This is a genomic window from Vannielia litorea, assembly GCF_018424695.1.
Lineage (GTDB): Bacteria > Pseudomonadota > Alphaproteobacteria > Rhodobacterales > Rhodobacteraceae > Vannielia > Vannielia litorea_A.
On record NZ_QTNQ01000002.1, the window covers coordinates 104,442 to 127,560 of the forward strand.

Consider the following 23,119-nt stretch of genomic DNA (forward strand, 5'->3'; position numbering starts at 1 on the left):
GCCGCGGCCCCCTCACGGGTGTGGACCGGGTGGAACGAGTTTATCTGGATCGGCTGCTGAAGGAGGACGCACCACTCTTTGGTCTTGTCCGCCTGCCGCTTAGCTACGCCCTGCTCGAATGCGACGGAGTGTCCGAACTGGCCAATCGTTTGGGCGCGAATGGTCAATGGGGGCGTGCCGACTTGCGCGGGATGTTCAATCGCCGGCTTTCATCGCTTCAACGTCGGGCCCATGCCGACATCCGACGACTTGCCCGCGCCACCTGCCCACGCCCCGGGCTGGCCGCAATGCTGGCCAAGCATTTGCCGGAGGGGGCTCGCTATCTCAACGTCGGGCACTCGAATCTCACACACCGCGTTCTCGCCGCAATGTCGTCCCGCGGTGCCGAGATCACCGTCTTGATCCATGACATGATTCCGCTCGACTTCCCGCAATACCAGCGCGAGGGACAGCCTGAGAAGTTTGAAGCGGCGATGCGGCGTGTCAGCCGCTTCGCGACACGCGTCATCTACAATTCGGCACATTCGCGCGATCGCGGGACACACTGGTTTGATCGCTTCGGTCGGGTGCCCGAGGGGCTAACCGCACTTCTTGGTGTGGACGTGCCCCAACCGTCTTCTGACGGGCTGCCAAGCGGACTCCCCGCCGATCGGCCATGGTTCGTGACCACGGGCACGCTGGAGCCTCGCAAGAACCACGCGCTGTTGCTCGAAGCCTGGGGGCACCTTGCCAAGATGCCGGGCCCGACGCCTGCACTCTTCATCCTTGGCAGCAGGGGGTGGAACAATGAGGCCTTCTTCGCTCGACTCGATGCATCGCCGCTGACGGGCCGAGATATCTTTGAATGGTCCGGCCTGTCCGACCCAGCGGTGGCCGCCATCACGCAGGGCGCACGCGCCCTTCTGTTTCCCTCTCACGCAGAAGGCTTCGGATTGCCGCCCGCAGAGGCGCTGGCCCTCGGCACGCCCACGGTGCTGAACGACTTGCCTGTTTACCGGGAGTTCCTCGGGGATTTGCCAGTTTACCTAGAAGGCAACGATAGTTATCTATGGGCAAAGACCATTCACAAGATGGCAACAGTGGGCGGTGCGGTGCCGAGGGTCGAGCTGGAGGATGTGCAACTCCCCACGTGGGATGCGCATTTCAACAAAGTTTTAAGCGTGACCTGATAGAGATCTGCCGCCGGGCCCCTGGGGCGAAGGATAGAATTGGGCGCTTTGAGATCATACCGCTTGCGGCTCCAGCGGAAGCGCTGGCGCATTCGCGCGCTTCGCAAGCGGCGTGAGCTTTCGCGGGTTACTGATCGCACCGCCTCAGTCCGCCCAGGTGATGTACTGGCCTTCGTCACCCTGCGCAACGAGCGCATCCGCTTGCCCTACTTCTTCGAATATTACCGCAAGCTCGGCGTCGCGCATTTCTTCGTTGTCGACAACGGCTCCGATGACGGATCACACGAATACCTTGCCGATCAGCCTGACGTTTCGCTCTGGTCCACCCAGCACAGCTACAAGCGCGCCCGCTTTGGTGTGGATTGGCTCAACTGGCTGCAACGAAAATACGCCCACGGGCATTGGACCCTGACGGTCGATGTCGATGAATTCTTCATCTATCCCTTCTGCGATACGCGGCCCATTCGCGCGCTGACGGATTGGCTCGATGCCTCCTCCATCAAGTCCTTCTCGGCCATGCTGCTCGACATGTATCCAAAGGGGCCGCTCGATGCGCTGCCCTATACCGAAGGGCAGAACCCGCTTGAGATTGCGAGTTACTTCGACAGCGGCAACTACCAGATCACGCGCAACCGTCTGTATGGCAACCTCTGGATACAAGGCGGCCCCCGCGCCCGCGCCTTCTTCGGCGATGCACCCGAGCGGGCGCCTGCGCTCAACAAGATTCCCCTGGTCAAGTGGGACAAGCATTACACCTATGTCAGCTCCACCCACATGTTGCTTCCGCGTGGGTTGAACCTTGTCTACGACGAGTGGGGCGGCGAGAAGGCATCGGGCATGCTGTTGCATGCCAAGTTTCTCGATACGTTCACGGCCAAGTCGGAAGAAGAGCTTGAGCGCGGTCAGCATTACGCGGCCAGCCATGAATACAAGGCCTACGCGCGCGTGCTGCGCGAGAACCCAGACTTCTGGACAAAGTGGAGCGAGCGTTACATCAACTGGCGCCAGCTTGAGATCCTCGGGCTGATGTCGAAGGGAAACTGGGCCTGATGGTCGGCTTCGTGATGCTCGTGCACACCGCGCTCGACCGCGCCAGCCAGACGGCGCGGCATTGGGCAACGAGTGGCTGCCCGATCGTCATTCATTGTGACAGGAAGGTTGAGAAGGCCAGCTACTCGAAATTCATGGAGTCGCTGGCTGATCTCGATAATGTCAGCTTCGCCCCCCGCTATCGCTGCGAGTGGGGCACATGGAACATCGTCGCGGCCACCCAAAAAGCCGCTGAAATCATGTTGGATCGGCACCCCGAGGTTGGCCACGTTTACTTGGCGTCCGGCTCCTGCCTTCCGTTGCGCCCCGTGCAGGAGCTCAAGGCCTACCTCGACGCCCGCCCTCGCACCGACTTCATCGAGAGCGTCACCATAGAAGACGTTACTTGGACAAAGGGCGGCTTCGACAGCGAGCGGTTTACTCTGCGCTTTCCCTTCTCTTGGAAGAAGCAACGCTTCCTGTTCGACCGCTACGTTGCGCTCCAAAGGCTGGTGCGTTTCAAGCGCAAGGTGCCCAAGGGCCTCGTGCCACATCTGGGCTCGCAGTGGTGGTGCCTGTCGCGCCGCACCCTCGAGGCCATCCTAACAGACCCAGACAGACCGCAGTTCGATCGCTACTTCAAGCGCGTCTGGATCCCGGATGAAAGCTACTTCCAGTCGATCGTGCGGGTCTATTCCGGTGAGATTGAAAGCCGTTCCCTGACGCTCTCCAAGTTCGATTTCCAGGGCAAACCGCACATCTTCTACGATGATCACCTGCAGCTTCTGCGCCGGTCGGATTGCTTCGTTGCCCGCAAGATCTGGCCCCACGCCAACCGGCTCTACGCCTCGTTCCTGTCGAACGACCCAAAAGTCACGAAGAATGCAGAGCCCAACCCCTCAAAGATCGATCGGCTGTTTGCCAAGGCCGTCGATCGGAGGACGCGCGGCCGCAGCGGGCTCTACATGCAAAGCCGCTTTCCCAACCAGGATTGGGAAAATGGCAAAACAGCAGAGCCCTATTCGGTGTTCGAAGGTTTCGCAGAGCTGTTTTCCAATTTCGACACATGGCTGGGAAAGGCAGCGGGAGGCCGGGTGCATGGGCACCTCTTCGCGCCTGATCGCGTGCACTACGCCGGCGGAGAGAAGACCTACAACGGCGGCTTGTCCGACAGCGCCTTGCTGCGCGACCAAAACCCTGAGGCCTTCCTCACAAGCCTCATCTGGAACACCCGGGGCGAGCGACAGATGTTCCAATTCGGGCCGAACGATACGCAGGACATCGAGTGGCTGATCGCAACGGACCCCAAGGCGCAGGTCTCCGTTATCACCGGAGCCTGGGCCATCGGGCTCTTTCGTCTTGGTATAAGTTCTTCTGTGGTCCGGAAGGAAGCGGCGCGCCTGCAGGCAATTGAAGCTGCCCATCTGGGCGTGCTCCGCTCACCCTATGCCAAGGCGCGCGTGCGCATCTGGTCCCTGGCCGAGTTCATCGAAGACCCGATGAACAACCTGCAACTCATCATGGATGATATAATCCCTGGCGCGCGTCGTCGCCTCACGGCAGCCCCTTTGATGGAAGATCTGAATGGCTTTGGCCGATTTCTACAGACGCTGAAGAACCAGGGTATGAACCCCTACCTCGCCGGTGACTTCCCGGTTGATCCAGAACTCGTGCCCACCTCGGCCGACAATGCCCAGCGCCCCTACCTTGTGAAGAAGTGATCCACATATGAGTGACCGTTTCGATAGCTTCGTGATCTTCGGAGAGATGCGCACAGGCTCGAACTATCTTGAAGAGAACATCAATCGCTTCGAGGGGTTGCACTGCTACGGCGAGGCGTTCAATCCGCATTTCGTGGGCCACCACAACACCAAGGAGCTGTTTGACATGACCCTCGCCGCGCGCGAGGCCGATCCGCTTCGGCTGATCGATCGGATGAAGAAGAATACCAAAGGGCTCCCCGGCTTTCGCTTCTTCCATGATCATGACCCGCGCGTCCTTGAGGCCTGTCTGCCCGACCCGCGCTGCGCCAAGGTCATCCTCATCCGAAACCCGCTGGAGAGCTACGTCAGCCGGAAGATCGCCGCCGAGACAGGCCAGTGGCGGTTGACCGATGCCAAGCACCGGCGCGATGCCAAAATCCGCTTTGATGGGGCCGAGTTCGAGGCGCTGGTGGCCGAGTTGCAGGCGTTTCAACTCCTGCTCCAGCACGAGATGCAGATCACCGGGCAAACCGGCTTCTACATCGCGTACGAAGACATCAATGACCTTGGCGTGCTGAACGGCCTCGCACGGTTTCTCGGTTGCGAGGCTCCGCTCGAGGAGCTTTCGACCAAGCTGAAAAAGCAGAACCCCGGCGGGCTGGAAGAGAAAGTGGCCAACTTCGACGAGATGCAGGCGGCGCTCGCCCGGATAGATACTTTTGGCCTTACCCGCACGCCCAATTTCGAACCGCGGCGAGGTGGTGTTGTGCCCACATATCTGGCCTGCGCCGTTAGCCCGATCCTCCACATGCCGGTTAAGGGCGCCGCGCTGGGCCCGGTCGAACGCTGGATGGCTGCCCTTGACGGGGTCGAATCTGACGCGTTGCAGCGCGGCTTCAACCAGAAGACGCTGCGCCAGTGGCGTCGCCACAACAAGGGCGGGCGAAGCTTTTCGGTGGTGGCCCATCCGCTGGCACGCGCGCATCGTGTGTTCTGCCACCACATCCTTCGGACGGAAGGCGACGGGGCCTTCAGCAAGATCCGCTCCACCCTGCGCGAGGGCTACAAGGTGCCACTGCCCGAAGGAGAGCCAGGCGGGGACTACGATACCACGGCCCATCACGCCGCATTTCTCGGATGGCTGAAGTTTCTCAAGGCCAACCTTGCCGGACAAACCGGCGTTCGCATAGATGCGGCCTGGGCCAGCCAGGCGGCAGTGCTTCAAGGATTTTCGGAGCTCGGCTTACCCGATATGGTCATCCGTGAAGACCAGCTTGAGCTTGGCCTGTCACAGCTGCTCGCGCAGTGCCATATTGAGAGTGCCCCACCGCTCGAAGCCCTTGAAGACGAAGGCGCCCTGCTGCTGGACACGATCCTTGACGACCAGATCGAACAGGCTGCGCTGGATGCCTATCAGCGCGACTATCTGACCTTCGGATTCAAGCGTTGGAAGAACAGCTGAATGTGAGTCACGCAGCCTGCTGGCCGTGTGCTTCCGTCAGAATGGCGTGAAGGGTTGCGGGCGCGTCGTTCGCGCGCAGTTTGCTGCACACGCCGCTGTCCCGCAGGGTGCGTGACACGAGCGCGAGGGCCTTCAGGTGGTCAACGCCGGAATCCTGCGGTGCAAAGAGCGCAAAAACAAGATCGACCGGCTGCCGATCAACCGAGTCGAAATCCACCGCCTTCTCTATTCGAACGAAAACACCAACAACGCCCTCCAACCCGTCAAGCCGGGCGTGGGGCAGGGCAACGCCCCGGCCCACTCCGGTGGGGCCGAGGCTCTCGCGTTCCATGAGGGCGTCAAGGGAAGGCTGTGCATCGAGGCCATACGCGGAGTGCGCGAGCTCGGCGAGCTGCTGAAACAGCCGCTTCTTGCTGCTCACGCCCTGCAAGACCTTCACGGCCTCGGGCTTGAGGATCTTCTGTACTTCCATACTCTGCCCGGCCTTCCAGCCCCCCTTTTCGGGGCTTAACTCAATCCTGTTTGGTGTCGATCCACCCGATGTTGCCATCATCCCGGCGGTACACCACGTTTACACCGCTATGCCCTTCATTGCGGAACACCAACACCGGCGCGCCTTCAAGCTCCATCTGCATCACAGCTTCACCGACCGACAATGAAGGCACGCGGGCCTCCATCTCGGCGATGATCATGGGCTGGAGGCTTTCCGGTTCCTCGGCCTCGTTGTCTTCCGACGCGGCGAGGATATACGAGGACGCTCCGATGAATTCAACAGGCTGAGTCCGCTCCTTGTGATGGTCCTTCAGCCGCCGTTTGTAACGCCTGAGTTGCTTTTCCATCTTGTCGCAGCACAGCTCGAAGGCTGAGTAGATTTCGGCGGCGTGAGCCTTGGCCGAGGCGGTCAGACCAGTCGATAGGTGAATGGTGGATTCGCAGACAAATTCATGCGCGCTCTTGGAAAAGACGATGTTCGCGTCGGTCGGGCGCTCGGCGTATTTGTCCACCACGGCCCCAAGCCCATTTTGTACATGGGTTTGCAGGGCTTCGCCGATGTCGATCTGTTTTCCGCTGATTTGGTAGCGCATGGCACCTCCTGAGGTCTTCTTCTGGGTCTTCATCCCATCTGGCAGGAGCACGGCACAGCGCCATGCGTGCCGGTGGGCAATCTTTATGTAGTGCAGCTATATGACTGTGTCAGCGAGTTCGGCGTTGCTCCGCTGATTGGGTCAGCAGGCGTCTGCGTTTGCTGGAGGATGGTATGTTCAGGCATTTTCTGTATTTGGCGACAGTTCGCCGTGAGATGTCAACTCCATCATGCTTCAACTTGGTGCATATGGCCTCGTCAGACAGCACGGAGCCGGCGGTCTCTGCGGCGACGAGTCGCGCAATCTCAAGTTGTGCGGCGTGGCTCGAAGTTGGTTCCGCGCCGTCCGAGCGAAGTGCGGCCGGAAAGAGGCTGTCCATTTCAATGACCTGCCCACGCCATACCAGCGACTTACCTCCAACCGTGCGACCGACCGTGGACTTGTGAAGCTCAAGTCGTTCCGCAATGGCGCTTCGGGTCAGCGGAGCAAGTGATTTGCTGCGTCCGGTGAAGTAGGCCGCCTGCGCGTCCGCAACCGCTTTACCAATTCGGAGCAATGTCTTGCCGCGGAAATGCACGGCCGACACCAAAGCCCTGGCCTGGGCCAGGTGCGCCTCCAGCCCCTCGCCCCGGGCGCTTACAAGCGCTTCGTCCAGCGTCAATCGCGGACCGCTGTCGTTGATCAACTCCACCGCAAGCCCGCTAGACTCGGTTTGCGTGACAAGCAACTCCGGCACCCGAACGACCGGCTCCGCCTCGTCGAACGCCCGGCCCGGAGCCGGATCAAGCGAGCGGACAAGAGATGTCATCTCGGCGGCTTCGCGCGCTGTCAGCCCCAGCGCAGGCCCGATCATGTCTGTCTGATCCTTGATGAAATAGGGAAGCCCGGCCATCACGAGTTCAACGCGCTGCGCCGAAAGGCCGCTCTCGCTGAGTTGAAGCTTGATGCACTGCGTCAGGTTGAAGGCACCCACGCCGCTTGGCTCGCAGCCTTGAATCGCCCGGACGGCCATGATGGCGGTCGCAACCGGCAAGCCGTGCTCCAGGGCAATCTCGCTCTCGCTGCCCTGCGTGAAGAAGCCGTTTTCGTCGAGGTCGTAGGCGAGCTGCTTCGCCGCCGCCGCGACTTCATTTGGAAGACCCAAGAGGGTGATCTGGCCCGCGATATGCTCGCCAAGGCTGGGGCGGGCGGCCACGGTTTGCAATGCCACTTCATAAGGGCTGGTCCGGAAGGCGCCGTCCGATCCGCCCCAATCGTATGGGGTGTAGACCAAAAATGGGTTTTCGGCCGCCGCCTCGGCCATCAACTCCTCCAGCGACGGGCCCGAAAGCGCGAGAATGCCGACGGATTGCTGTAATGCGGGCGATAGCGCAAGGCGCTGACTTTGCTTCAGCTCCAGTCGGTTATTAGGGCCGCTCATTGGGCCACGCCTCACATGATACGGAAGCTGTCGCCAAGGTAGACGCGACGGACGTTCTCGTCTTTCACCACTTCTTCGGCAGACCCGCTCATGAGGATCTTGCCATCGTGGAGGATGTAGGCCCGGTCGACGGTTTCCAGCGTCTCCCGCACGTTGTGATCGGTGATCAATACGCCGATGCCCCGAGTCTTCAGATCGGTGACGAGGTGCCGAATTTCTCCCACGGAGATCGGATCGACCCCGGCAAAGGGTTCATCGAGCAGCAGATACTTCGGGTCGGCGGCAAGACACCGTGCAATTTCCACACGCCGACGCTCACCGCCCGAAAGGGCCAGTGCAGGCGCGCGGCGCAGATGCTCGATGGCGAACTCCGACAAAAGCTCTTCGAGGCGCTCGCGGCGCTTGTGCCGATCCGGTTCGGCGATCTCGAGAATCGCCATGATGTTGTCTTCTACATTCAGCCCGCGAAAGATCGACATTTCCTGAGGCAAATACCCGATGCCCAGTTTCGCACGGCGATACATGGGCAAGCTTGTCACTTCCCGCCCATCGATACTGATCTGGCCGCTTTCGGGGACGATCAGGCCGGCGATGGCGTAGAAGCAGGTGGTCTTGCCTGAGCCGTTCGGCCCCAGAAGGCCGACCACTTCACCGCGGCCAAGCTCCATGCTGACATCCCGGATAACCAGGCGCTTGCGGTAGCTCTTGCGCATGTTGACCACACGCAGCCCCGCGTCACCACCGGCGACGCGCAACCCGGGCTTGGTATCTGTGTCCGCGTCGCTCAATTTTCGGCGTCCGAGCGGAAGACGGTGCGCACACGCCCCTCCATCACGCCTGTGCCACTGTCGAGATCCACAACCAGTTTTTGGCCTGCCAGCGCATTCTGGCCTTGTGTCAAAAGCACATCGCCCGTCATCACGATTTGGCTGGAGCCGATCGTATAGATGGCGTCACGGGCCTCGGCAGCCTCAGCGCCGCTTACCAAGGTAACGCCCCCTGTGGCGTGCAGACGTTGCACCTTGCCAGTCGAGCTGTCCCCGCCCTCGTATTCGACCTCGACCATGGCTGCTGTAAGCCGCATTTCCCCCTGTCCGACTTCCACGTTGCCCCGGAAAACGGCCTTGCCGGTTTCCTGGTTGATCTGAAGCTGGTCAGCGGCAATCTCGACGGGCAACGAGCTATCATGCTTGAGGGCTCCGAAGGCCACATCGGCACCCTGAGCGAAAGCCGGGGCATGAAGCCCGGCAGACAGCACGAGCAGGCAGGCGAGAAACAGGCGCTTGAAAGACACGGGGGAAAATTCCTATTCGCTTGGCGGGGTGTATACCAGCTTCACCCCGTTCTTGAAAACCAGAAGGTAGCCGCTGTCCGGTTTGGTCTCGTCTGCCGGTGCAAGGCGCATGCTGCCGGCGTCCAGCGTGCCTGCGGGGCCTTCGGCCTTCACCGGGCCGGCGGATTCTAACTCCGTGCGTTCGAGCGCGGTTGTGATCTCTTCGGACGTCACCCGGTAGCCGGTCGGGGTGGTGATGATGACGCCACCGCCCAGCACGGCCTGGCCTTCCTGGGTGTCGATCTGACCGGTGAGGGAGGATAGCTCGTAGGTGCCTCCATCATTGGTTTCAAGCTTTGCCCGCAGGTCCGTGGCCGAAACACGATGCTCATTCTCCGGGTCAGGGCGGGCCGTGGACGCGGCAATGGAGATGGCCGAGCCATCCCGTGTCACGCCGGAGTAGTTGGGCGCAGAGATCCGCTGCTCGCGCGCCAGCTCGTTCACGTCCACGTCGGCGAAAGGGATCGAACGGGTTGGATCGACCGTGCGCGCCACGAGAAAGAGCGTCGACAACATGGCGAGCGCCGCCAGTGGCAGCACGATCTTGGCCAGCGACACGAAGCGCGAATAGCTGTTGTCATAAACGGACATCGCCGCGCCTCGCCCTCAGGCCACGCCGGCGCGGAGACAGTCATGTATATGCAGGAGCCCCTCCGGCCTGCCATCATCCGTCAGCACGAAGAGACAGGTGATCTTGCGCCCATTCATGAGCGCAAGCGCTTCGGCGGCGAGGGCCTCGGCGCCGATCGTCAGGGGTTTTTCGGTCATGACTTCATCCACGGTATGATCCAGAAGCCCGGACATGTGCCGGCGCAAGTCACCATCGGTGACGATACCGTGAAGCCTACCATCCTGATCCGCCACGCCTACCACGCCAAAACCGCTCTGGCTCATCGTAAGCAGGGCCTCGCTCATTGGCGTGCCCGGAACGGCAAGAGGCAGCGCATCACGGCCGTGCATGAGGTCGCGCACCTTGGCGAGGCGGGCGCCCAGCTTTCCACCGGGGTGGAAGTCGCGAAACTTTTCGGGGGTGAAGCGCCGATGCTTCATGAGCGCGACGGCAAGCGCATCACCCAGGGCCAGCGTCATGGTAGTCGAGGTGGTTGGCACGATGCCCTCTTCGCAGGCTTCCTCCGCTCGCGGAAGAACAATCGCGCAGTCGGCCCGGGTGAGCAGTGTGCTGTCCGGGTTCGAGGCCACCCCGATCAGCGGAATGCCGAAGCGCCGGGTATAGCCGATCATGTCGGCCAGCTCGGGAGTTTCTCCGGAGTTGGAGAGCAGCAGCGCCACGTCGCCCGGGCTCATCATCCCCAGGTCGCCGTGGCTGGCTTCGGCCGGATGAACGAAATGCGCAGGCGTGCCGGTGGAGGCGAAGGTCGCCGCCAGCTTGCGGGCTATATGCCCGGATTTCCCCATACCGCTCACGATCACTCTGCCGGGCGCAGCGAGGATCATCGCACAGGCCTCGGCAAAGCCCGGCCCGAGGCCTTCGGCAAGCCGGGTCAGCCCCTCGGTTTCGAGGGCAATGACCCGCTTGCCGGCTTCAATCAGCGTGGCGGGGTTGATGGGCTCATGGGGGCTCATGGAAAGGGCCTAATGCGCAAAGATGTCGATTTCGGGCCAGCCCGCCAGATCGAGCTTGGCGCGGGTCGGCAGGAAATCGAAGCAGGATTGCGCCAGCTCGGTACGGCCCTCACGGGCAAGCCGTTCATTCAGCACGTCACGCAGCTGATGCAGGTGGAGCACATCGGAGGCGGCATAGCTTTGCTGGGCCTCGGTCAGCTCCGGCGCGCCCCAATCCGAGCTTTGCTGCTGCTTCGAGATATCCACGCCGATCAATTCCTGGCACAGGTACTTGAGCCCGTGCCGGTCGGTGAAGGTGCGCACCAGCTTGGAGGCGATCTTGGTGCAATAGACGGGCGCCGCGAGGGCCCCGAAAGCGTTGTACATCGCGGCAATGTCGAACCGTCCGAAGTGGAACAGCTTCAACACGTCGGGGTCTTCCAGCATTGCGGACAGGTTGGGCGCCTCGGTCTGCCCCTTCCCGATCTGCAAAAGGTGTGCCTCGCCGTCGCCACCCGACATCTGGACGAGGCACAGCCTGTCCCGATGCGGGTTGAGGCCCATGGTTTCGCAATCAATGGCCACGACAGGGCCAAGGTCGAGGCCGTCGGGAAGGTCGTTCTTGTAGAGATGGGTCTTTGCCACGTGTGTCTGCCTCTTGCTGCGTTGGAGCCGAGATAGGCCCTAACGGGGCCGAAATCAAATGCCGCCCTCAAGGCAAATCCCTTCATTCTGGGAAGAATTTGGCCATCTCTGCTTCGAACCGCCCCCAGCTCATGGTGGCCTTGTTGCCCGCGTGCCCGTGGTAGTGTGATTTGCCCGATGAGGTAGGAAGCCCTGCCCAGATGGCGGCGAGGCGGTTCATGAAGGTCTTTCGTGGCATGGTTCCGGCCAGAAGCTGCGCAAGGCCAGCCTCCTGCAAAAGCTGATCCGCCAGCGCATCCTGCACCTCGGGCGAAAAGCGCACCTCCAGCGGAGCACCCAGGTGATCGACCAGTCTTCGCAGGGTGACGGGGATGAACTGGTAGCGCCCGATGGCGTGATTCTGGCCGGGTGTGTCCTCGATCCAGGCGTAAATCTCGGCCAGCGTCAGCTCGGTGGGGCGGCGTGGTGGCTTGACCTTTGCGCTCAGCACGACTGCATCATAGCCGGCGGCGCCTGCCTCGGCCTCGGCAATGAGGCCGCGAATCCAATCTGCGTAGACAGCCTCTGTCGTCCAGCCGCGGCGTGGGGCAAGTGTGGGCCTGTCTTGTTGCATGTCGCGCCGCTGCGGCAGCGGCGCGAAGAATCCGCCCTGTTGCAATCCCGCAAAGAGGCTCGGCCCAGCACCAATATCGGCTCCAGAGCGCGCTGCAAGAGGACGGGCGCCACCGATCAGCGGGTCGGCGGCCCAAAGCGGGGCGGAGAGCATTGGCAGCAGCCAGATGGCGAGCCAATGGCGCGGGCAGTATGGCATGGGGCCTCGTTCTGAGTGCAGTCCGTCAGCCCTGTTTTGACCACGAAAAGCTTTCTCTTTGATTACCCGTCAGAAAACCAAAGGCCCCCGGGAGCAGAAGCTGCCGGGGGCCTTTTGACGTTGGTGCCCAGGAGAGGACTCGAACCTCCACGTCCATACAGACACCAGCACCTGAAGCTGGCGCGTCTACCAATTCCGCCACCTGGGCAGGTGTCGTGAGAGGGGCAGATATATGCGGCGAACGGGGCTGTCAACCACAGTTCTGCGGCCAATCGCGCCTTGCCCGGCGGGGCGTGGGCCGCTATCAGCAATTCAGCCAGAAAAGGAGACATCCGACATGTCGAAGCTCGTTACCATCTACGGCGGTTCCGGCTTTCTGGGGCGCTATATTGCCCGCAGGCTGGCCAAGCAGGGCTGGCGGGTTCGGGCAGCTGTGCGCCGGCCAAACGAGGCCGGTTTCCTGCGGCCCTACGGCGTGGTTGGCCAGGTCGAGCCGATCTTCTGCAACATCCGTGACGATGCCTCGGTGGCGCAGGCGATGCAGGGGTCTGATGTGGTGATCAACTGCGTGGGCGTTGGCGGCACCTACGGCAAGAACAATATGGATGCCGTGCACGTGGATGGCGCTGGGCGTATCGCGCGGATCGCGGCTGAGCAGGGTGTTGGTGGCGTCGTGCATGTTTCTGCTATCGGGGCAGATGCCGTAGGCCCGAGCGAATATTATCTGACCAAGGCCAAGGGCGAGGCGGCTGTTCAAGAAGCGTTCGCGGGCGCGGTGATTTTGCGGCCTTCGCTGATGTTCGGGCCGGAAGACGGCTTCATCAACCTCTATGCCTCGATGTCGCGTTTCGGGCCGTTCCTGCCAGTGATCGGGGCCGCCACCGAGGTGCAGCCCGTGTTCGTGGATGATGTGGCCGCAGCGGCGGAGAAGGCAGCTGCGGGAGAAGTGGCTCCGGGCGTTTACGAGTTGGGCGGGCCGGAAGCGCTGACCATCCGGGCGCTTGTCGAGAAGGTGCTGAAGATCATCCGGCGCAACAAGATCATCATTTCGCAACCCGGCTTCGTGGCGCGATTCATGGCCGGCTCGCTGGATCTGGCGCAAACCGTCACCGGTGGGCTTTTCACCAATTCGCTCATCAACCGTGATCAGGTAAAGAGCCTTGGCGTGGACAACGTGGTGAGCGACGGTGCCAAGGGCCTTGAGAGCTTGGGCATCACGCCAACGCCGATGGAAGCTGAACTTCCCGATTACATGTGGAAATACCGTCCCTCAGGCCAGTATGACGCGATCAAGGAATCGGCGGGCAAGCTGAAGGCCTGATGCGCCTTCAGGCGTAAGCCCACCACAGCAGGAAGCATCCCAGGATCACCCTGTAAATGACATAGGGTGTAAAGCTCACCGACTTCAGCAGGCGCATCATCAGCGAGAGTGCGAGGAGCGCCGAAACGAAGGCGAAGAGCGCCGCGATTGCTGCGTCTTTCGCGGCCTGCGCATTCGCGGTGGCCGCCACTTCTGCTCCGAGCAGGACGCCGGATGCGGCGATGGTGGGGATCGACATCAGCATTGCGAGTTTCGCCCCGTCCTCACGCTTGTAGCCAAGCCGCCGGGCGGCAGTAATGGTGATGCCCGAGCGGGAGGTGCCGGGGATCAGGGCGACGGCCTGCCAGAGACCCATGATCAGCGCGTCCCTGAGGGTCCAGTCGGTGCTTTCCTTCACTTCCGGGCCCTTCTGATCGGCCCAGTACAGGACCAGTCCGAAGATCAGCATTGTCCAGCCGATGACGGCGACGGAGCGGAGTTGATCGTCAAGACCGGTGAGCTTGAGCACGAGACCGAACAGGATGACGGGAATCGTTGCCAGGATCAGCAGCCACGCGAGGCGCGCTCCGGGTGTGTCGACGCGGCCCCGGGCGAGGCGAAGGGTGCCTACGGCGGCGGCGGCGACGTCGGTGCGGAAGTAGAGAATGACGGCAAAAAGGGTGCCGACATGGACTGCCACATCAATGACCTGCCCCTGATCCTCCATGCCGGTAAGGCCCGGCAGCAGAATGAGGTGGCCCGATGAGGAGATCGGCAAGAACTCCGTAACCCCTTGTATTATAGCGATTATCAGTAGTTGCCAAAGGTCCATTTTAGCCCGCGCCCATGGTTTTTCCGCAGCCTATACAACAGGCAGGTAGAGGGAAGCGGGAAAATAGGTAAACTATACTGACACAAAATCTGGGGAGTTGACAGCTCGCGCGCCGCGAGGGTATTCCCAAACCCGAAATTAGGTCAGCTCAGTTGACTTTTATTCCCCCCGCCTCGCGTGGTAGTGAGGCGGGGACAGTGAAGGAGACGTCATGGCCAAGCAGCCCATGCTGAAATTCGTCGAGCTAGAACGCCAGATGCCCGAGAAGCGGGAGGCCAATGTACGCTCGAAAGATTTCGATGAAATTTACGCAGAGTTTGCCGCAGAGCGCGCCGAGGCGCAGGCGAGCCGGTGCAGCCAATGTGGTGTGCCCTACTGCCAGAGCCATTGCCCGCTGCACAACAACATCCCCGACTGGCTGCGCCTCACTGCGACCGGGCGGTTGAAAGAGGCCTATGAGCTGAGCCAGGCCACAAACACCTTCCCCGAGATCTGTGGCCGCATCTGCCCTCAGGACCGGCTGTGCGAAGGCAACTGCGTGATCGAAATGAGCGGCCATGGCACTGTGACCATCGGCTCTGTCGAGAAGTATATCACTGATACCGCTTGGGAAAACGGCTGGGTCGAGCCGCCGAAACCAGCAGAAGAGCGCCCCGAGAGCGTTGCGATCATCGGCGCGGGCCCCGGCGGCCTGGCGGCGGCGGACATGCTGCGGCGCGCAGGCGTGCAGGTGACGGTCTATGACCGCTACGACCGTGCGGGCGGGCTGCTTACCTATGGCATCCCCGGCTTCAAGCTGGAGAAGGACGTGGTGATGCGCCGCAACAAGCAGCTGGAAGACGGCGGCGTGACCTTCAGGCTCAACTGCAACGTTGGTGAGGACATTGCGTTCGAGGAGATCCAGAAGGAGCATGATGCGATCATCATCGCCACCGGCGTCTACAAGACGCGCGAGCTTCAGGCCCCCGGCGTGGGGGCCAAGGGGATCGTGAAAGCCATTGATTTCCTTACGGCTTCCAACAAGAAGAGCTTTGGCGATGCGGTTGAGGACTTCGAAAACGGGACGCTGAACGCCGAGGGCAAGAACGTGGTTGTCATCGGTGGCGGCGACACCGCCATGGACTGTGTGCGCACCTCGATCCGGCAGGGCGCGACCAGCGTGAAATGCCTCTACCGTCGGGACCGAGCCAACATGCCTGGCTCTCAGCGTGAGGTGGCCAATGCCGAGGAAGAGGGCGTGGAGTTCGTCTGGCTTTCGGCGCCGAAGGGCTTCACCGGCGACGAGAAGGTAGAAGGCGTGATGGTGCAGAAGATGCGCCTTGGGGCGCCTGACGCCAGCGGACGCCAAAGCCCTGAGATCATTGAGGGTTCGGACTACGTGGAGAAGGCTGACCTGGTGATTCAGGCGCTGGGCTTCGAGCCGGAGGAGCTGCCCAAACTCTGGGATCAGCCCGAGCTTCAGGTGACGCGCTGGGGCACTGTGAAGGCTGACTTCCTCACCCATGAAACGCCGATGGAGAACGTCTATGCGGTGGGCGACATTCAGCGCGGCGCGAGCCTTGTTGTATGGGCGATCCGGGATGGCCGTGAGGCAGCGGAAGCAATCCTTGAGAAATTCAGTGCGGCCCGCGCGGTGGCAGCAGAATAGGGGCTGAAAAGGCAAAACGTCACAGGCACAACCCATGCACATCCTATGCACAACCCATGCATAGGAAGAGTGTTAAAGGTCAGCCCTTGTGACGCAAAAGCTTGACAGCGCCGTACACCCCCAAAGGTCAGAATCGCTGACCGGACGAAACGAGAGAGTTAACAGCACGTGAATATTGTCAGGCCCCTCCTGCCCCTCGCCCTTGCTGCCCTCGCGGCGGGCGGCGCGGCTGCACAAGAGACCAGCCCGCCAGCGGGCTGCACGGGGTTTCTGACTGTTCAGACGCGGGCTTGCACCGTCTCTCATTATTGGCGCTGCGAGGATGCCCCCGAGGGCACGACCTGGGAAGCTTCCCACGACATCAACGGCCCCTCGAGCCTGCATGTTTATGACTCGGAGTTTCAGTGGGTGGATGCCTTCTACTTCAACACCGGAACCACCGAGCGCCTGTTCGAGCCCGGGCCTGACCCAATCAGCATGACGCAGCTGCTGGAAACCGGCGAAGACAGCTACGACTTCACCACCATCGAGCAGACGGGGGACGAGGCGATCAAGCTGAACACCCGCGGCCGCGATGTGGTGACAGGCAAGACCGAAGTGATCGACGGGGTGGAGTTGAACACCGTCAACATCACCTCCGAGACCCGCGACGAAGAGGGCAACCTCGTGTTTGCCGCCGAGGGCAAACAGTACCTGTTCAAGCAAGAGCGGCTCTTCATGCTGGGGCAGGAGAGCTACTTTGACGGCCAGGAACGCTGGCAGGAAGACAACACGCCGCGGGAGTTCATCTTCCCCGGCGAAAAGGGGTTCAGCGACTTTCGGCCCCGCTACGGATGTAACGCGCTACAGGCGAGCCTTGTGCCGCCCGTTAGCCAGTGAAGGAGACCACCATGACCAAGTTTGACGAGGCCTGGGCTGCGGAGCACGAACAGCAGCGCAAGTGGCTCAGCGAGAATGGCATGTACCACGAGAGCGAAGAGAAGAGCTCTTGCGGGGTGGGGCTTGTGGTGTCGATCGACGGCAAGCCGAGCCGGAAGGTGGTGGAAAACGGGATCGAGGCGCTGAAGGCGATCTGGCACCGGGGCGCGGTGGATGCCGATGGAAAGACCGGCGACGGCGCGGGCATTCATGTGCAGATTCCGGTGAGCTTTTTCTACGACCAGATCGAGCGCACCGGGCACCTGCCTGACAAGAACAAGCTGATTGCCGTTGGCCAGGTGTTCTTGCCGCGCACCGATTTTGGCGCGCAGGAGCGGGCGCGGACCATCGTGGAGGCCGAGGTGCTTCGGATGGGCTATTACATTTATGGCTGGCGGCACGTGCCGGTGGATATTTCCTGTCTTGGCGAAAAGGCCAATGCGACGCGGCCCGAGATCGAGCAGATCCTGATTTCGAACATCAAGGACGTGGACGAAGAGACGTTTGAGCGCGAGCTTTACGTTATTCGCCGCCGGATCGAGAAGGCGGCGCAGGCGGCGAGCCTGCCGGCGTTTTATGTGTGTTCGCTGAGCTGCCGCAGCATCATCTACAAGGGGATGATGCTGGCCGAGCAGGTCGCCGAGTTTTACCCCGACCTGATGGACGAGCGCTTCGAGAGCGCCTTTGCGATCTATCACCAGCGCTACTCCACCAACACCTTCCCTCAGTGGTGGCTGGCCCAGCCCTTCCGGATGTTGGCGCATAACGGTGAGATCAATACCATCAAGGGCAACCTGAACTGGATGAAGAGCCATGAGATCCGCATGGCGTCTTCGACGTTCGGGGACATGGCGGAAGACATCAAGCCGATCTGCCCCCAGGGGGCGTCTGACTCCGCCGCCCTGGATGCGGTTTTCGAGGTGCTGGTGCGGGCCGGGCGGAGCGCGCCGATGGCCAAGACGATGCTGGTGCCCGAGAGCTGGAGCAAGCAGGCCGTGGAACTGCCCGAGGCCTGGCGCGACATGTATTCCTACTGCAACTCGGTCATGGAGCCGTGGGACGGCCCTGCCGCGCTGGCGATGACCGATGGCCGCTGGGTGTGTGCCGGGCTCGACCGGAACGGGCTGCGCCCGATGCGCTATGTCGTCACCGGCGACGGGCTGCTGATTGCAGGTTCCGAGGCCGGCATGGTGACAATCGACGAGAGCGTGGTGCGCGAGAAGGGCGCATTGGGCCCGGGCCAGATGATCGCCGTGGACATGAAGAAGGGCCTGCTGTTCCACGATGTGGAGATCAAGGACAAGCTCTCCCGTGCCCTGCCCTTCGGTGACTGGGTCGGCAAGATCAACGATCTCGACGAGGCGATGGTGGGCATCGAGGAAGCCCCGCTGTTTGCCGGCGATCAGTTGCGCAAGCGGCAGATTGCGGCGGGCTACTCGATTGAAGACCTTGAGCAGATTTTGGCGCCGATGGCCGAGGACGGCAAGGAGATGGTGGCCAGCATGGGCGATGACACGCCCTCTGCGGTGCTTTCCAAGAAGTATCGCCCGCTGAGCCATTTCTTCCGCCAGAACTTCAGCCAGGTGACCAACCCGCCCATCGACTCGCTGCGGGAATATCGGGTGATGAGCCTGAAGACGCGTTTCGGCAACCTGAAGAACGTGCTGGATGAAGACAGCAGCCAGACCGAGATCATCGTGCTGGAGAGCCCCTTCGTGGCGAACGCCCAATTCGAAGAGCTGGTGAAGCACTTCAATGCCGAAATGTGCGAGATTGATTGCACCTTCCCGCGGGATGGTGGGCCGCAGGCGTTGCAGGAGGGGCTGGAGCGCATTCGCGCGGAAGCGCAGGATGCGGTGCGCTCGGGCTCGGGCCATATCGTGCTGACAGACCAGCATTCGAGCGAAGACAAGATCGCGATGCCAATGATTCTGGCGACGAGTGCCGTGCACTCGGGGCTGACGAGCAAGGGTCTGCGGACCTTCTGTTCACTCGGCGTGCGCTCTGCCGAGTGCCTTGACCCGCATTACTTCGCGGTCCTCATCGGCTGCGGCGCGACCATCGTGAACGCCTACCTCGCCGAAGATTCCCTGGCCGACCGGATTGAGCGTGGCTTGCTGGACATGAGCCTGACGGATGCGGTGGCCAAGTATCGTGAGGCGATTGACCAGGGCCTGCTGAAGATCATGTCGAAGATGGGCATCTCGGTGGTGTCCTCTTACCGCGGCGGGCTGAACTTCGAGGCCGTGGGCCTGAGCCGCGCAATGGTGGCTGAATATTTCCCCGGCATGACCAGCCGGATCAGCGGCATCGGGGTGCCCGGCATCCAGAAGAAGGCAGAGGAGATCCACGCCCATGGCTGGCTGAAGGGGGCGACGCCGGTGCTGCCGGTGGGCGGCTTCTACAAGGCGCGGCGCTCTGGGGAGAGCCATGCCTGGGAGGCGTCTTCCATGCACCTGATGCAGAGCGCCTGTGATCGGGGCTCGTTTGAGATCTGGAAGCAGTACAGCGCAAAAATGCAGGCGAACCCGCCGATCCACCTGCGTGACCTGCTGGCGATCAAGCCGCTGGGCGCGCCGATCCCCGTGGAGCAGGTGGAGAGCGTGACGGCCATCCGCAAGCGGTTCGTGACGCCGGGTATGAGCCTTGGCGCGCTGTCGCCCGAGGCGCACAAAACCCTCAACGTGGCGATGAACCGGATTGGCGCGAAGTCGGACTCGGGTGAGGGCGGGGAAGACCCGGCGCACTTCGTGCCGGAGCCGAATGGCGACAACCCGTCTGCCAAAATCAAGCAGGTGGCTTCGGGTCGCTTTGGCGTTACGGCAGAGTACCTGAACCACTGCGAAGAGCTTGAGATCAAGGTGGCGCAGGGCGCGAAGCCCGGCGAGGGCGGGCAGTTGCCCGGCATGAAGGTGACCGACCTGATCGCCCGGCTGCGGCACTCGACCAAGGGGGTCACCCTGATCAGCCCGCCGCCGCACCATGACATCTATTCGATCGAAGACCTCGCGCAGCTGATCTACGACCTCAAGCAGATCAACCCAACGGTGAAGGTGACGGTGAAGCTCGTCGCCTCCTCCGGTGTGGGCACGATTGCGGCGGGCGTGGCGAAGGCGAAGGCCGACAACATCCTGATTTCGGGCCACAACGGCGGCACGGGTGCCTCCCCGGCGACCTCGATCAAGTATGCCGGCCTGCCCTGGGAGATGGGGCTGACAGAGGCGCATCAGGTGCTCTCGCTCAACAACCTGCGCTCGCGGATCACGCTGCGCACGGATGGCGGGCTGCGCACGGGCCGCGACATCGTGATGGCGGCGATGATGGGCGCCGAGGAATACGGCATCGGCACCGCCGCACTGATCGCCATGGGCTGCATCATGGTGCGCCAGTGCCAGAGCAACACCTGCCCGGTGGGCGTGTGCACACAGCGTGATGACCTGCGGGCCAAGTTCACCGGCAATGCCGACAAGGTGGTGAACCTCATCACCTTCTATGCGCAGGAGGTGCGGGAGATTCTGGCCTCCATCGGCGCGCGCTCTCTCGCCGAAGTCATCGGCCGGGCCGACCTGCTGGGCCAGGTTTCGCGCGGGTCCGCTCACCTCGACGACCTCGACCTGAACCCGCTGCTGATCTGCGTCGATGGCGCGGACAAGGTGGACTACACGGTGGAGCGTGAGCGCAACCCGGTTCCCGACACGCTGGATGCACAGATCGTTCAGGACGCGAAGCGCTTCCTGCGGGATGGCGAGAAGATGCAGCTGCAATATGCGGTGCAGAACACGCATCGGACGGTGGGAACGCGGACCTCGAGCCACATCGTGCAGAACTTTGGCATGCGCAACGCCTTTCTGCCGCACCACCTGACGGTGAAGCTCTCGGGCTCGGCCGGGCAATCTCTCGGCGCCTTCGCAGCCCCCGGCCTAAAGCTGGAGGTGGCGGGCGATGCCAATGACTACGTGGGCAAGGGCCTGAGCGGCGGCACCATCGTGGTGCGCCCGACGATGAGCAGCCCGCTGGAGGCGAGTGAGAACACCATCATTGGCAATACGGTGCTCTATGGCGCGACGGACGGCTACCTTTATGCCGCGGGCCGGGCTGGCGAGCGCTTCGCCGTGCGGAACTCCGGCGCGCGGACGGTGATCGAGGGTTGCGGCTCCAACGGGTGTGAGTACATGACCGGTGGCATCGCTGTCATCCTTGGCTCAATCGGCGCCAACTTCGGGGCCGGGATGACGGGCGGCATGGCCTACCTCTACGACCCGGAAGGCGAAGCGGCCGACATGATGAACATGGAGACGCTGGTGACCAACCCGGTGACAGTGGATTACTGGGAAGAGCAGCTTCGGCGGCTGGTGACCAACCATTTCGAGGAAACCAAGAGCCGCCGCGCGGAGTCGATCCTTCAGCACTGGGAGAGCGAATTGCCAAACTTTGTGCAGGTCTGCCCGAAGGAGATGCTGAACAAGCTCAGCCATCCGCTTTCGCGGGAAAAGGGCGCTGTTCCGGCGGAATAGAGCCTTTTTTGCTGGCAACTTCGAATTTGGGGCGGCCTGAGGGCCGCCCCTGATTTTTGCGGCCAGGGCGCTGCCGCGCCCGACGGTGCGAGGCCTTTATGGAGACGGTGATGCGCCTCCGCGACGCCTGTGCGGTTTTTGCCTGACGGCTTTTCTGGCGCGCGGCGGCGGCGTATAGCAAACGAATGGCGCGGGCGGACACGGCAAAGAAGCGCTCTGGGAAGAGCGGACGGGCGAAAGCGAAGCCCCCGGCGGTGCGCCGGGCGTGGCGCTGGTTCTGGCGCAGGCTCTTGCTGGTGTTGATGGTGCCTGTGGTGGTGGTGCTTCTGGCCGTGCTGGCCTATCGCTTCGTCGACCCGCCGACGACCCACACCATGTGGTCGGAGAAGCGGCGCCTCGGCGGGCTGGATCACCAGTGGATCGGGATCGAGGAGGTTTCCCCCGCGACGGTGCGGGCCGTGGTGGCGGCTGAGGATGCCAACTATTGCCTGCACTGGGGTTTCGACGTGGATGCGATCCGCGAGGCGCTGGAGGATGGCGGCACCCGCGGCGCCTCGACCATCAGCCAGCAGACGGTGAAGAACGTGTTTCTGTGGCAGGGGCGCAGCTGGTTCCGGAAGGCGCTTGAGGCGCTGATCACCCCCGCCGCCGAGGCGGTCTGGAGCAAGCGGCGGATGCTGGAGATCTATCTGAACGTGGCGGAGTTCGATGAGGGTGTCTTCGGGATCGACGCGGCAGCCTACCACTATTTCGGGGTGCCGCCCGGCGATCTGTCGCCGATGCAGGGGGCGCTGCTGGCCTCTGTGTTACCCAACCCCAAGCAGCGCTCCGCCTCGCGGCCCACGGCCAACCTGCGCAAACGGGCGGCGCGAATTGCCGATGGGGCGGCGACGATTGCCGCCGACGGGCGGGCCGGCTGTTTCGAGGATTGAAGGGGGGCGGGTGCCCGCGTTATCACGGTGGCATTAACGAATATCGGGGAAGTTCATGAGCCACCGTCTGTATCACGTGCCGCTGTCGCCCTTCTGCCGGAAGGTGCGCCTTGTGATGGCCGAGAAACGGCTTGAGGTGGAGCTGGTGGAAGAGCGCTACTGGGAGCAGGAGCCGGACTTCCTGCGCCGCAACCCGGCGGGCAAGGTTCCGGTGCTGCGGATGAACAGCCAGATGATGGCCGAGAGCCAGCCGATCTGCGAATACATCGAAGAAAAGCACCCCGAGCCGCCGCTCATGCCCAAGGATGCGGAGGGGCGTTACGAGGTGCGGCGGATCTGTGCGTGGTTCGACGACAAGTTTCATCACGAAGTCACCGCGAACCTGCTCTATGAGCGGGTGAACAAGAAGGTGACGGGCGCGGGCTACCCGGAGAGCCGGAACGTTAAGGCCGGGGCGAAGGCGATCAAGTATCACCTCGACTACATGAGCTGGCTGCTGGATCAACGCCGCTGGCTGGCGGGCGATGCGATGAGCCTCGCCGACTTCGCCGCCGCCGCGCATTTGAGTGCGCTGGATTACATCAGTGATGTTGACTGGAATCGGAGCGAGAACGTGAAGGACTGGTATGCGAAGATCAAATCTCGCCCGGCCTTCCGCGGGCTGCTCGCCGACCAGGTGCCGGGTTTCCCGCCGCCGCCGCATTATGCCGACCTCGATTTCTGACCTTCACAGGCGGGGGGCCAGCCCCCCGCAC

The 23,119-nt window shown here is 62.3% G+C and carries 20 protein-coding genes and 1 tRNA gene; 10 read left to right on the top strand and 11 right to left on the bottom strand.

Annotated features, from left to right (window positions below):
* Window positions 1-29: 29 nt before the first annotated feature.
* The 4 genes from DYI42_RS24560 (at window position 30) to DYI42_RS01820 (ending at window position 5,363) form a co-directional block, all read left to right on the top strand.
* Complete coding sequence (locus DYI42_RS24560; RefSeq protein ID WP_213544196.1) at window positions 30-1,169, top strand: glycosyltransferase family 4 protein; 1,140 nt, start codon at window positions 30-32, stop codon at window positions 1,167-1,169.
* Between the two features lie 63 nt (window positions 1,170-1,232).
* Window positions 1,233-2,219: a glycosyltransferase family 2 protein gene (locus tag DYI42_RS01810; protein ID WP_213544197.1), complete on the top strand. Its 987-nt coding sequence runs from the start codon at window positions 1,233-1,235 to the stop codon at window positions 2,217-2,219.
* Entirely contained in the window at window positions 2,216-3,919 is a 1,704-nt protein-coding gene (locus DYI42_RS01815; RefSeq protein ID WP_213544221.1) for a DUF5927 domain-containing protein, read from the top strand. Before DYI42_RS01810 ends, DYI42_RS01815 begins: the two co-directional genes overlap by 4 nt.
* A gap of 7 nt (window positions 3,920-3,926) precedes the next feature.
* A complete protein-coding gene (locus DYI42_RS01820) occupies window positions 3,927-5,363 on the top strand; it encodes a nodulation protein NodH (protein WP_213544198.1) in 1,437 nt (478 codons plus the stop codon).
* Between the two features lie 7 nt (window positions 5,364-5,370).
* Here the strand turns inward: DYI42_RS01820 and DYI42_RS01825 are convergent, their stop codons facing one another.
* The 10 genes from DYI42_RS01825 to DYI42_RS01870 form a co-directional block, all read right to left on the bottom strand.
* Window positions 5,371-5,835, bottom strand: a complete 465-nt coding sequence (locus DYI42_RS01825; protein WP_213544222.1) for a PTS sugar transporter subunit IIA — start codon at window positions 5,833-5,835, stop codon at window positions 5,371-5,373.
* Window positions 5,836-5,875: 40 nt separating this feature from the next.
* On the bottom strand, window positions 5,876-6,448 hold the full coding sequence (gene hpf, locus DYI42_RS01830) for a ribosome hibernation-promoting factor, HPF/YfiA family (protein WP_213544199.1): 573 nt from the start codon (window positions 6,446-6,448) through the stop codon (window positions 5,876-5,878).
* A 109-nt stretch (window positions 6,449-6,557) separates the two neighbouring features.
* Window positions 6,558-7,868: an RNA polymerase factor sigma-54 gene (locus tag DYI42_RS01835; protein ID WP_213544200.1), complete on the bottom strand. Its 1,311-nt coding sequence runs from the start codon at window positions 7,866-7,868 to the stop codon at window positions 6,558-6,560.
* 11 nt (window positions 7,869-7,879) lie between these two features.
* The gene (gene lptB, locus DYI42_RS01840; RefSeq protein ID WP_274608779.1) at window positions 7,880-8,656 is read right to left on the bottom strand and encodes an LPS export ABC transporter ATP-binding protein; all 777 of its coding nucleotides are present in this window, start codon (window positions 8,654-8,656) and stop codon (window positions 7,880-7,882) included.
* Complete coding sequence (locus tag DYI42_RS01845; RefSeq protein ID WP_213544224.1) at window positions 8,653-9,147, bottom strand: LptA/OstA family protein; 495 nt, start codon at window positions 9,145-9,147, stop codon at window positions 8,653-8,655. The genes lptB and DYI42_RS01845 overlap by 4 nt, the downstream gene beginning before the upstream one ends.
* 27 nt (window positions 9,148-9,174) lie before the next feature.
* Window positions 9,175-9,792 (bottom strand): LPS export ABC transporter periplasmic protein LptC, encoded by a 618-nt coding sequence (gene lptC, locus DYI42_RS01850; RefSeq protein WP_213544201.1) that lies wholly within the window; start codon window positions 9,790-9,792, stop codon window positions 9,175-9,177.
* 15 nt (window positions 9,793-9,807) lie between these two features.
* On the bottom strand, window positions 9,808-10,785 hold the full coding sequence (locus DYI42_RS01855; RefSeq protein ID WP_213544202.1) for a KpsF/GutQ family sugar-phosphate isomerase: 978 nt from the start codon (window positions 10,783-10,785) through the stop codon (window positions 9,808-9,810).
* Window positions 10,786-10,794: 9 nt separating this feature from the next.
* Entirely contained in the window at window positions 10,795-11,409 is a 615-nt protein-coding gene (locus tag DYI42_RS01860; protein WP_213544203.1) for a ribonuclease D, read from the bottom strand.
* A gap of 82 nt (window positions 11,410-11,491) precedes the next feature.
* Entirely contained in the window at window positions 11,492-12,220 is a 729-nt protein-coding gene (locus DYI42_RS01865) for a hypothetical protein (protein WP_213544204.1), read from the bottom strand.
* A gap of 121 nt (window positions 12,221-12,341) precedes the next feature.
* Window positions 12,342-12,428, bottom strand: a tRNA-Leu gene (locus DYI42_RS01870).
* 129 nt (window positions 12,429-12,557) lie between these two features.
* On the opposite strand from DYI42_RS01870, the gene DYI42_RS01875 reads away from it, so the two are divergent.
* Window positions 12,558-13,541, top strand: coding sequence for a complex I NDUFA9 subunit family protein (locus DYI42_RS01875; protein WP_213544205.1), 984 nt, complete (start codon window positions 12,558-12,560; stop codon window positions 13,539-13,541).
* A gap of 7 nt (window positions 13,542-13,548) precedes the next feature.
* Here the strand turns inward: DYI42_RS01875 and DYI42_RS01880 are convergent, their stop codons facing one another.
* Window positions 13,549-14,352: an undecaprenyl-diphosphate phosphatase gene (locus DYI42_RS01880; protein WP_213544206.1), complete on the bottom strand. Its 804-nt coding sequence runs from the start codon at window positions 14,350-14,352 to the stop codon at window positions 13,549-13,551.
* Window positions 14,353-14,563: 211 nt separating this feature from the next.
* Here DYI42_RS01880 and DYI42_RS01885 point away from each other — a divergent pair, with 211 nt between their 5' ends.
* The 5 genes from DYI42_RS01885 (at window position 14,564) to fzlA (ending at window position 23,088) form a co-directional block, all read left to right on the top strand.
* Window positions 14,564-16,000: an NAD(P)-dependent oxidoreductase gene (locus tag DYI42_RS01885; RefSeq protein WP_213544207.1), complete on the top strand. Its 1,437-nt coding sequence runs from the start codon at window positions 14,564-14,566 to the stop codon at window positions 15,998-16,000.
* A 168-nt stretch (window positions 16,001-16,168) separates the two neighbouring features.
* Window positions 16,169-16,879 carry a hypothetical protein gene (locus DYI42_RS01890; protein WP_213544208.1) on the top strand — a complete coding sequence of 237 codons (711 nt, stop codon included), beginning with the start codon at window positions 16,169-16,171 and terminating at the stop codon, window positions 16,877-16,879.
* Window positions 16,880-16,890: 11 nt separating this feature from the next.
* On the top strand, window positions 16,891-21,432 hold the full coding sequence (gltB, locus tag DYI42_RS01895) for a glutamate synthase large subunit (protein WP_213544209.1): 4,542 nt from the start codon (window positions 16,891-16,893) through the stop codon (window positions 21,430-21,432).
* A gap of 185 nt (window positions 21,433-21,617) precedes the next feature.
* Window positions 21,618-22,364 (top strand): monofunctional biosynthetic peptidoglycan transglycosylase, encoded by a 747-nt coding sequence (mtgA, locus tag DYI42_RS01900; RefSeq protein ID WP_213544210.1) that lies wholly within the window; start codon window positions 21,618-21,620, stop codon window positions 22,362-22,364.
* Between the two features lie 55 nt (window positions 22,365-22,419).
* Window positions 22,420-23,088 carry an FtsZ-binding protein FzlA gene (gene fzlA, locus DYI42_RS01905; protein ID WP_213544211.1) on the top strand — a complete coding sequence of 223 codons (669 nt, stop codon included), beginning with the start codon at window positions 22,420-22,422 and terminating at the stop codon, window positions 23,086-23,088.
* Window positions 23,089-23,119 lie beyond the last annotated feature (31 nt).

Excerpts from the sequence above, each read along its gene's own strand:
- hpf (WP_213544199.1), bottom strand. The coding sequence starts at position 6,448 with ATGCGCTACCAAATCAGCGGAAAACAGATCGACATCGGCGAAGCCCTG.
- lptC (WP_213544201.1), bottom strand. The coding sequence starts at position 9,792 with ATGTCCGTTTATGACAACAGCTATTCGCGCTTCGTGTCGCTGGCCAAG.
- DYI42_RS01880 (WP_213544206.1), bottom strand. The coding sequence starts at position 14,352 with ATGGACCTTTGGCAACTACTGATAATCGCTATAATACAAGGGGTTACG.
- DYI42_RS01885 (WP_213544207.1), top strand. The coding sequence starts at position 14,564 with ATGGCCAAGCAGCCCATGCTGAAATTCGTCGAGCTAGAACGCCAGATG.
- gltB (WP_213544209.1), top strand. The coding sequence starts at position 16,891 with ATGACCAAGTTTGACGAGGCCTGGGCTGCGGAGCACGAACAGCAGCGC.
- DYI42_RS01855 (WP_213544202.1), bottom strand. The coding sequence starts at position 10,785 with ATGAGCCCCCATGAGCCCATCAACCCCGCCACGCTGATTGAAGCCGGC.
- DYI42_RS01825 (WP_213544222.1), bottom strand. The coding sequence starts at position 5,835 with ATGGAAGTACAGAAGATCCTCAAGCCCGAGGCCGTGAAGGTCTTGCAG.
- DYI42_RS01835 (WP_213544200.1), bottom strand. The coding sequence starts at position 7,868 with ATGAGCGGCCCTAATAACCGACTGGAGCTGAAGCAAAGTCAGCGCCTT.
- fzlA (WP_213544211.1), top strand. The coding sequence starts at position 22,420 with ATGAGCCACCGTCTGTATCACGTGCCGCTGTCGCCCTTCTGCCGGAAG.
- mtgA (WP_213544210.1), top strand. The coding sequence starts at position 21,618 with ATGGCGCGGGCGGACACGGCAAAGAAGCGCTCTGGGAAGAGCGGACGG.
- DYI42_RS01820 (WP_213544198.1), top strand. The coding sequence starts at position 3,927 with ATGAGTGACCGTTTCGATAGCTTCGTGATCTTCGGAGAGATGCGCACA.
- DYI42_RS01865 (WP_213544204.1), bottom strand. The coding sequence starts at position 12,220 with ATGCCATACTGCCCGCGCCATTGGCTCGCCATCTGGCTGCTGCCAATG.
- DYI42_RS01875 (WP_213544205.1), top strand. The coding sequence starts at position 12,558 with ATGTCGAAGCTCGTTACCATCTACGGCGGTTCCGGCTTTCTGGGGCGC.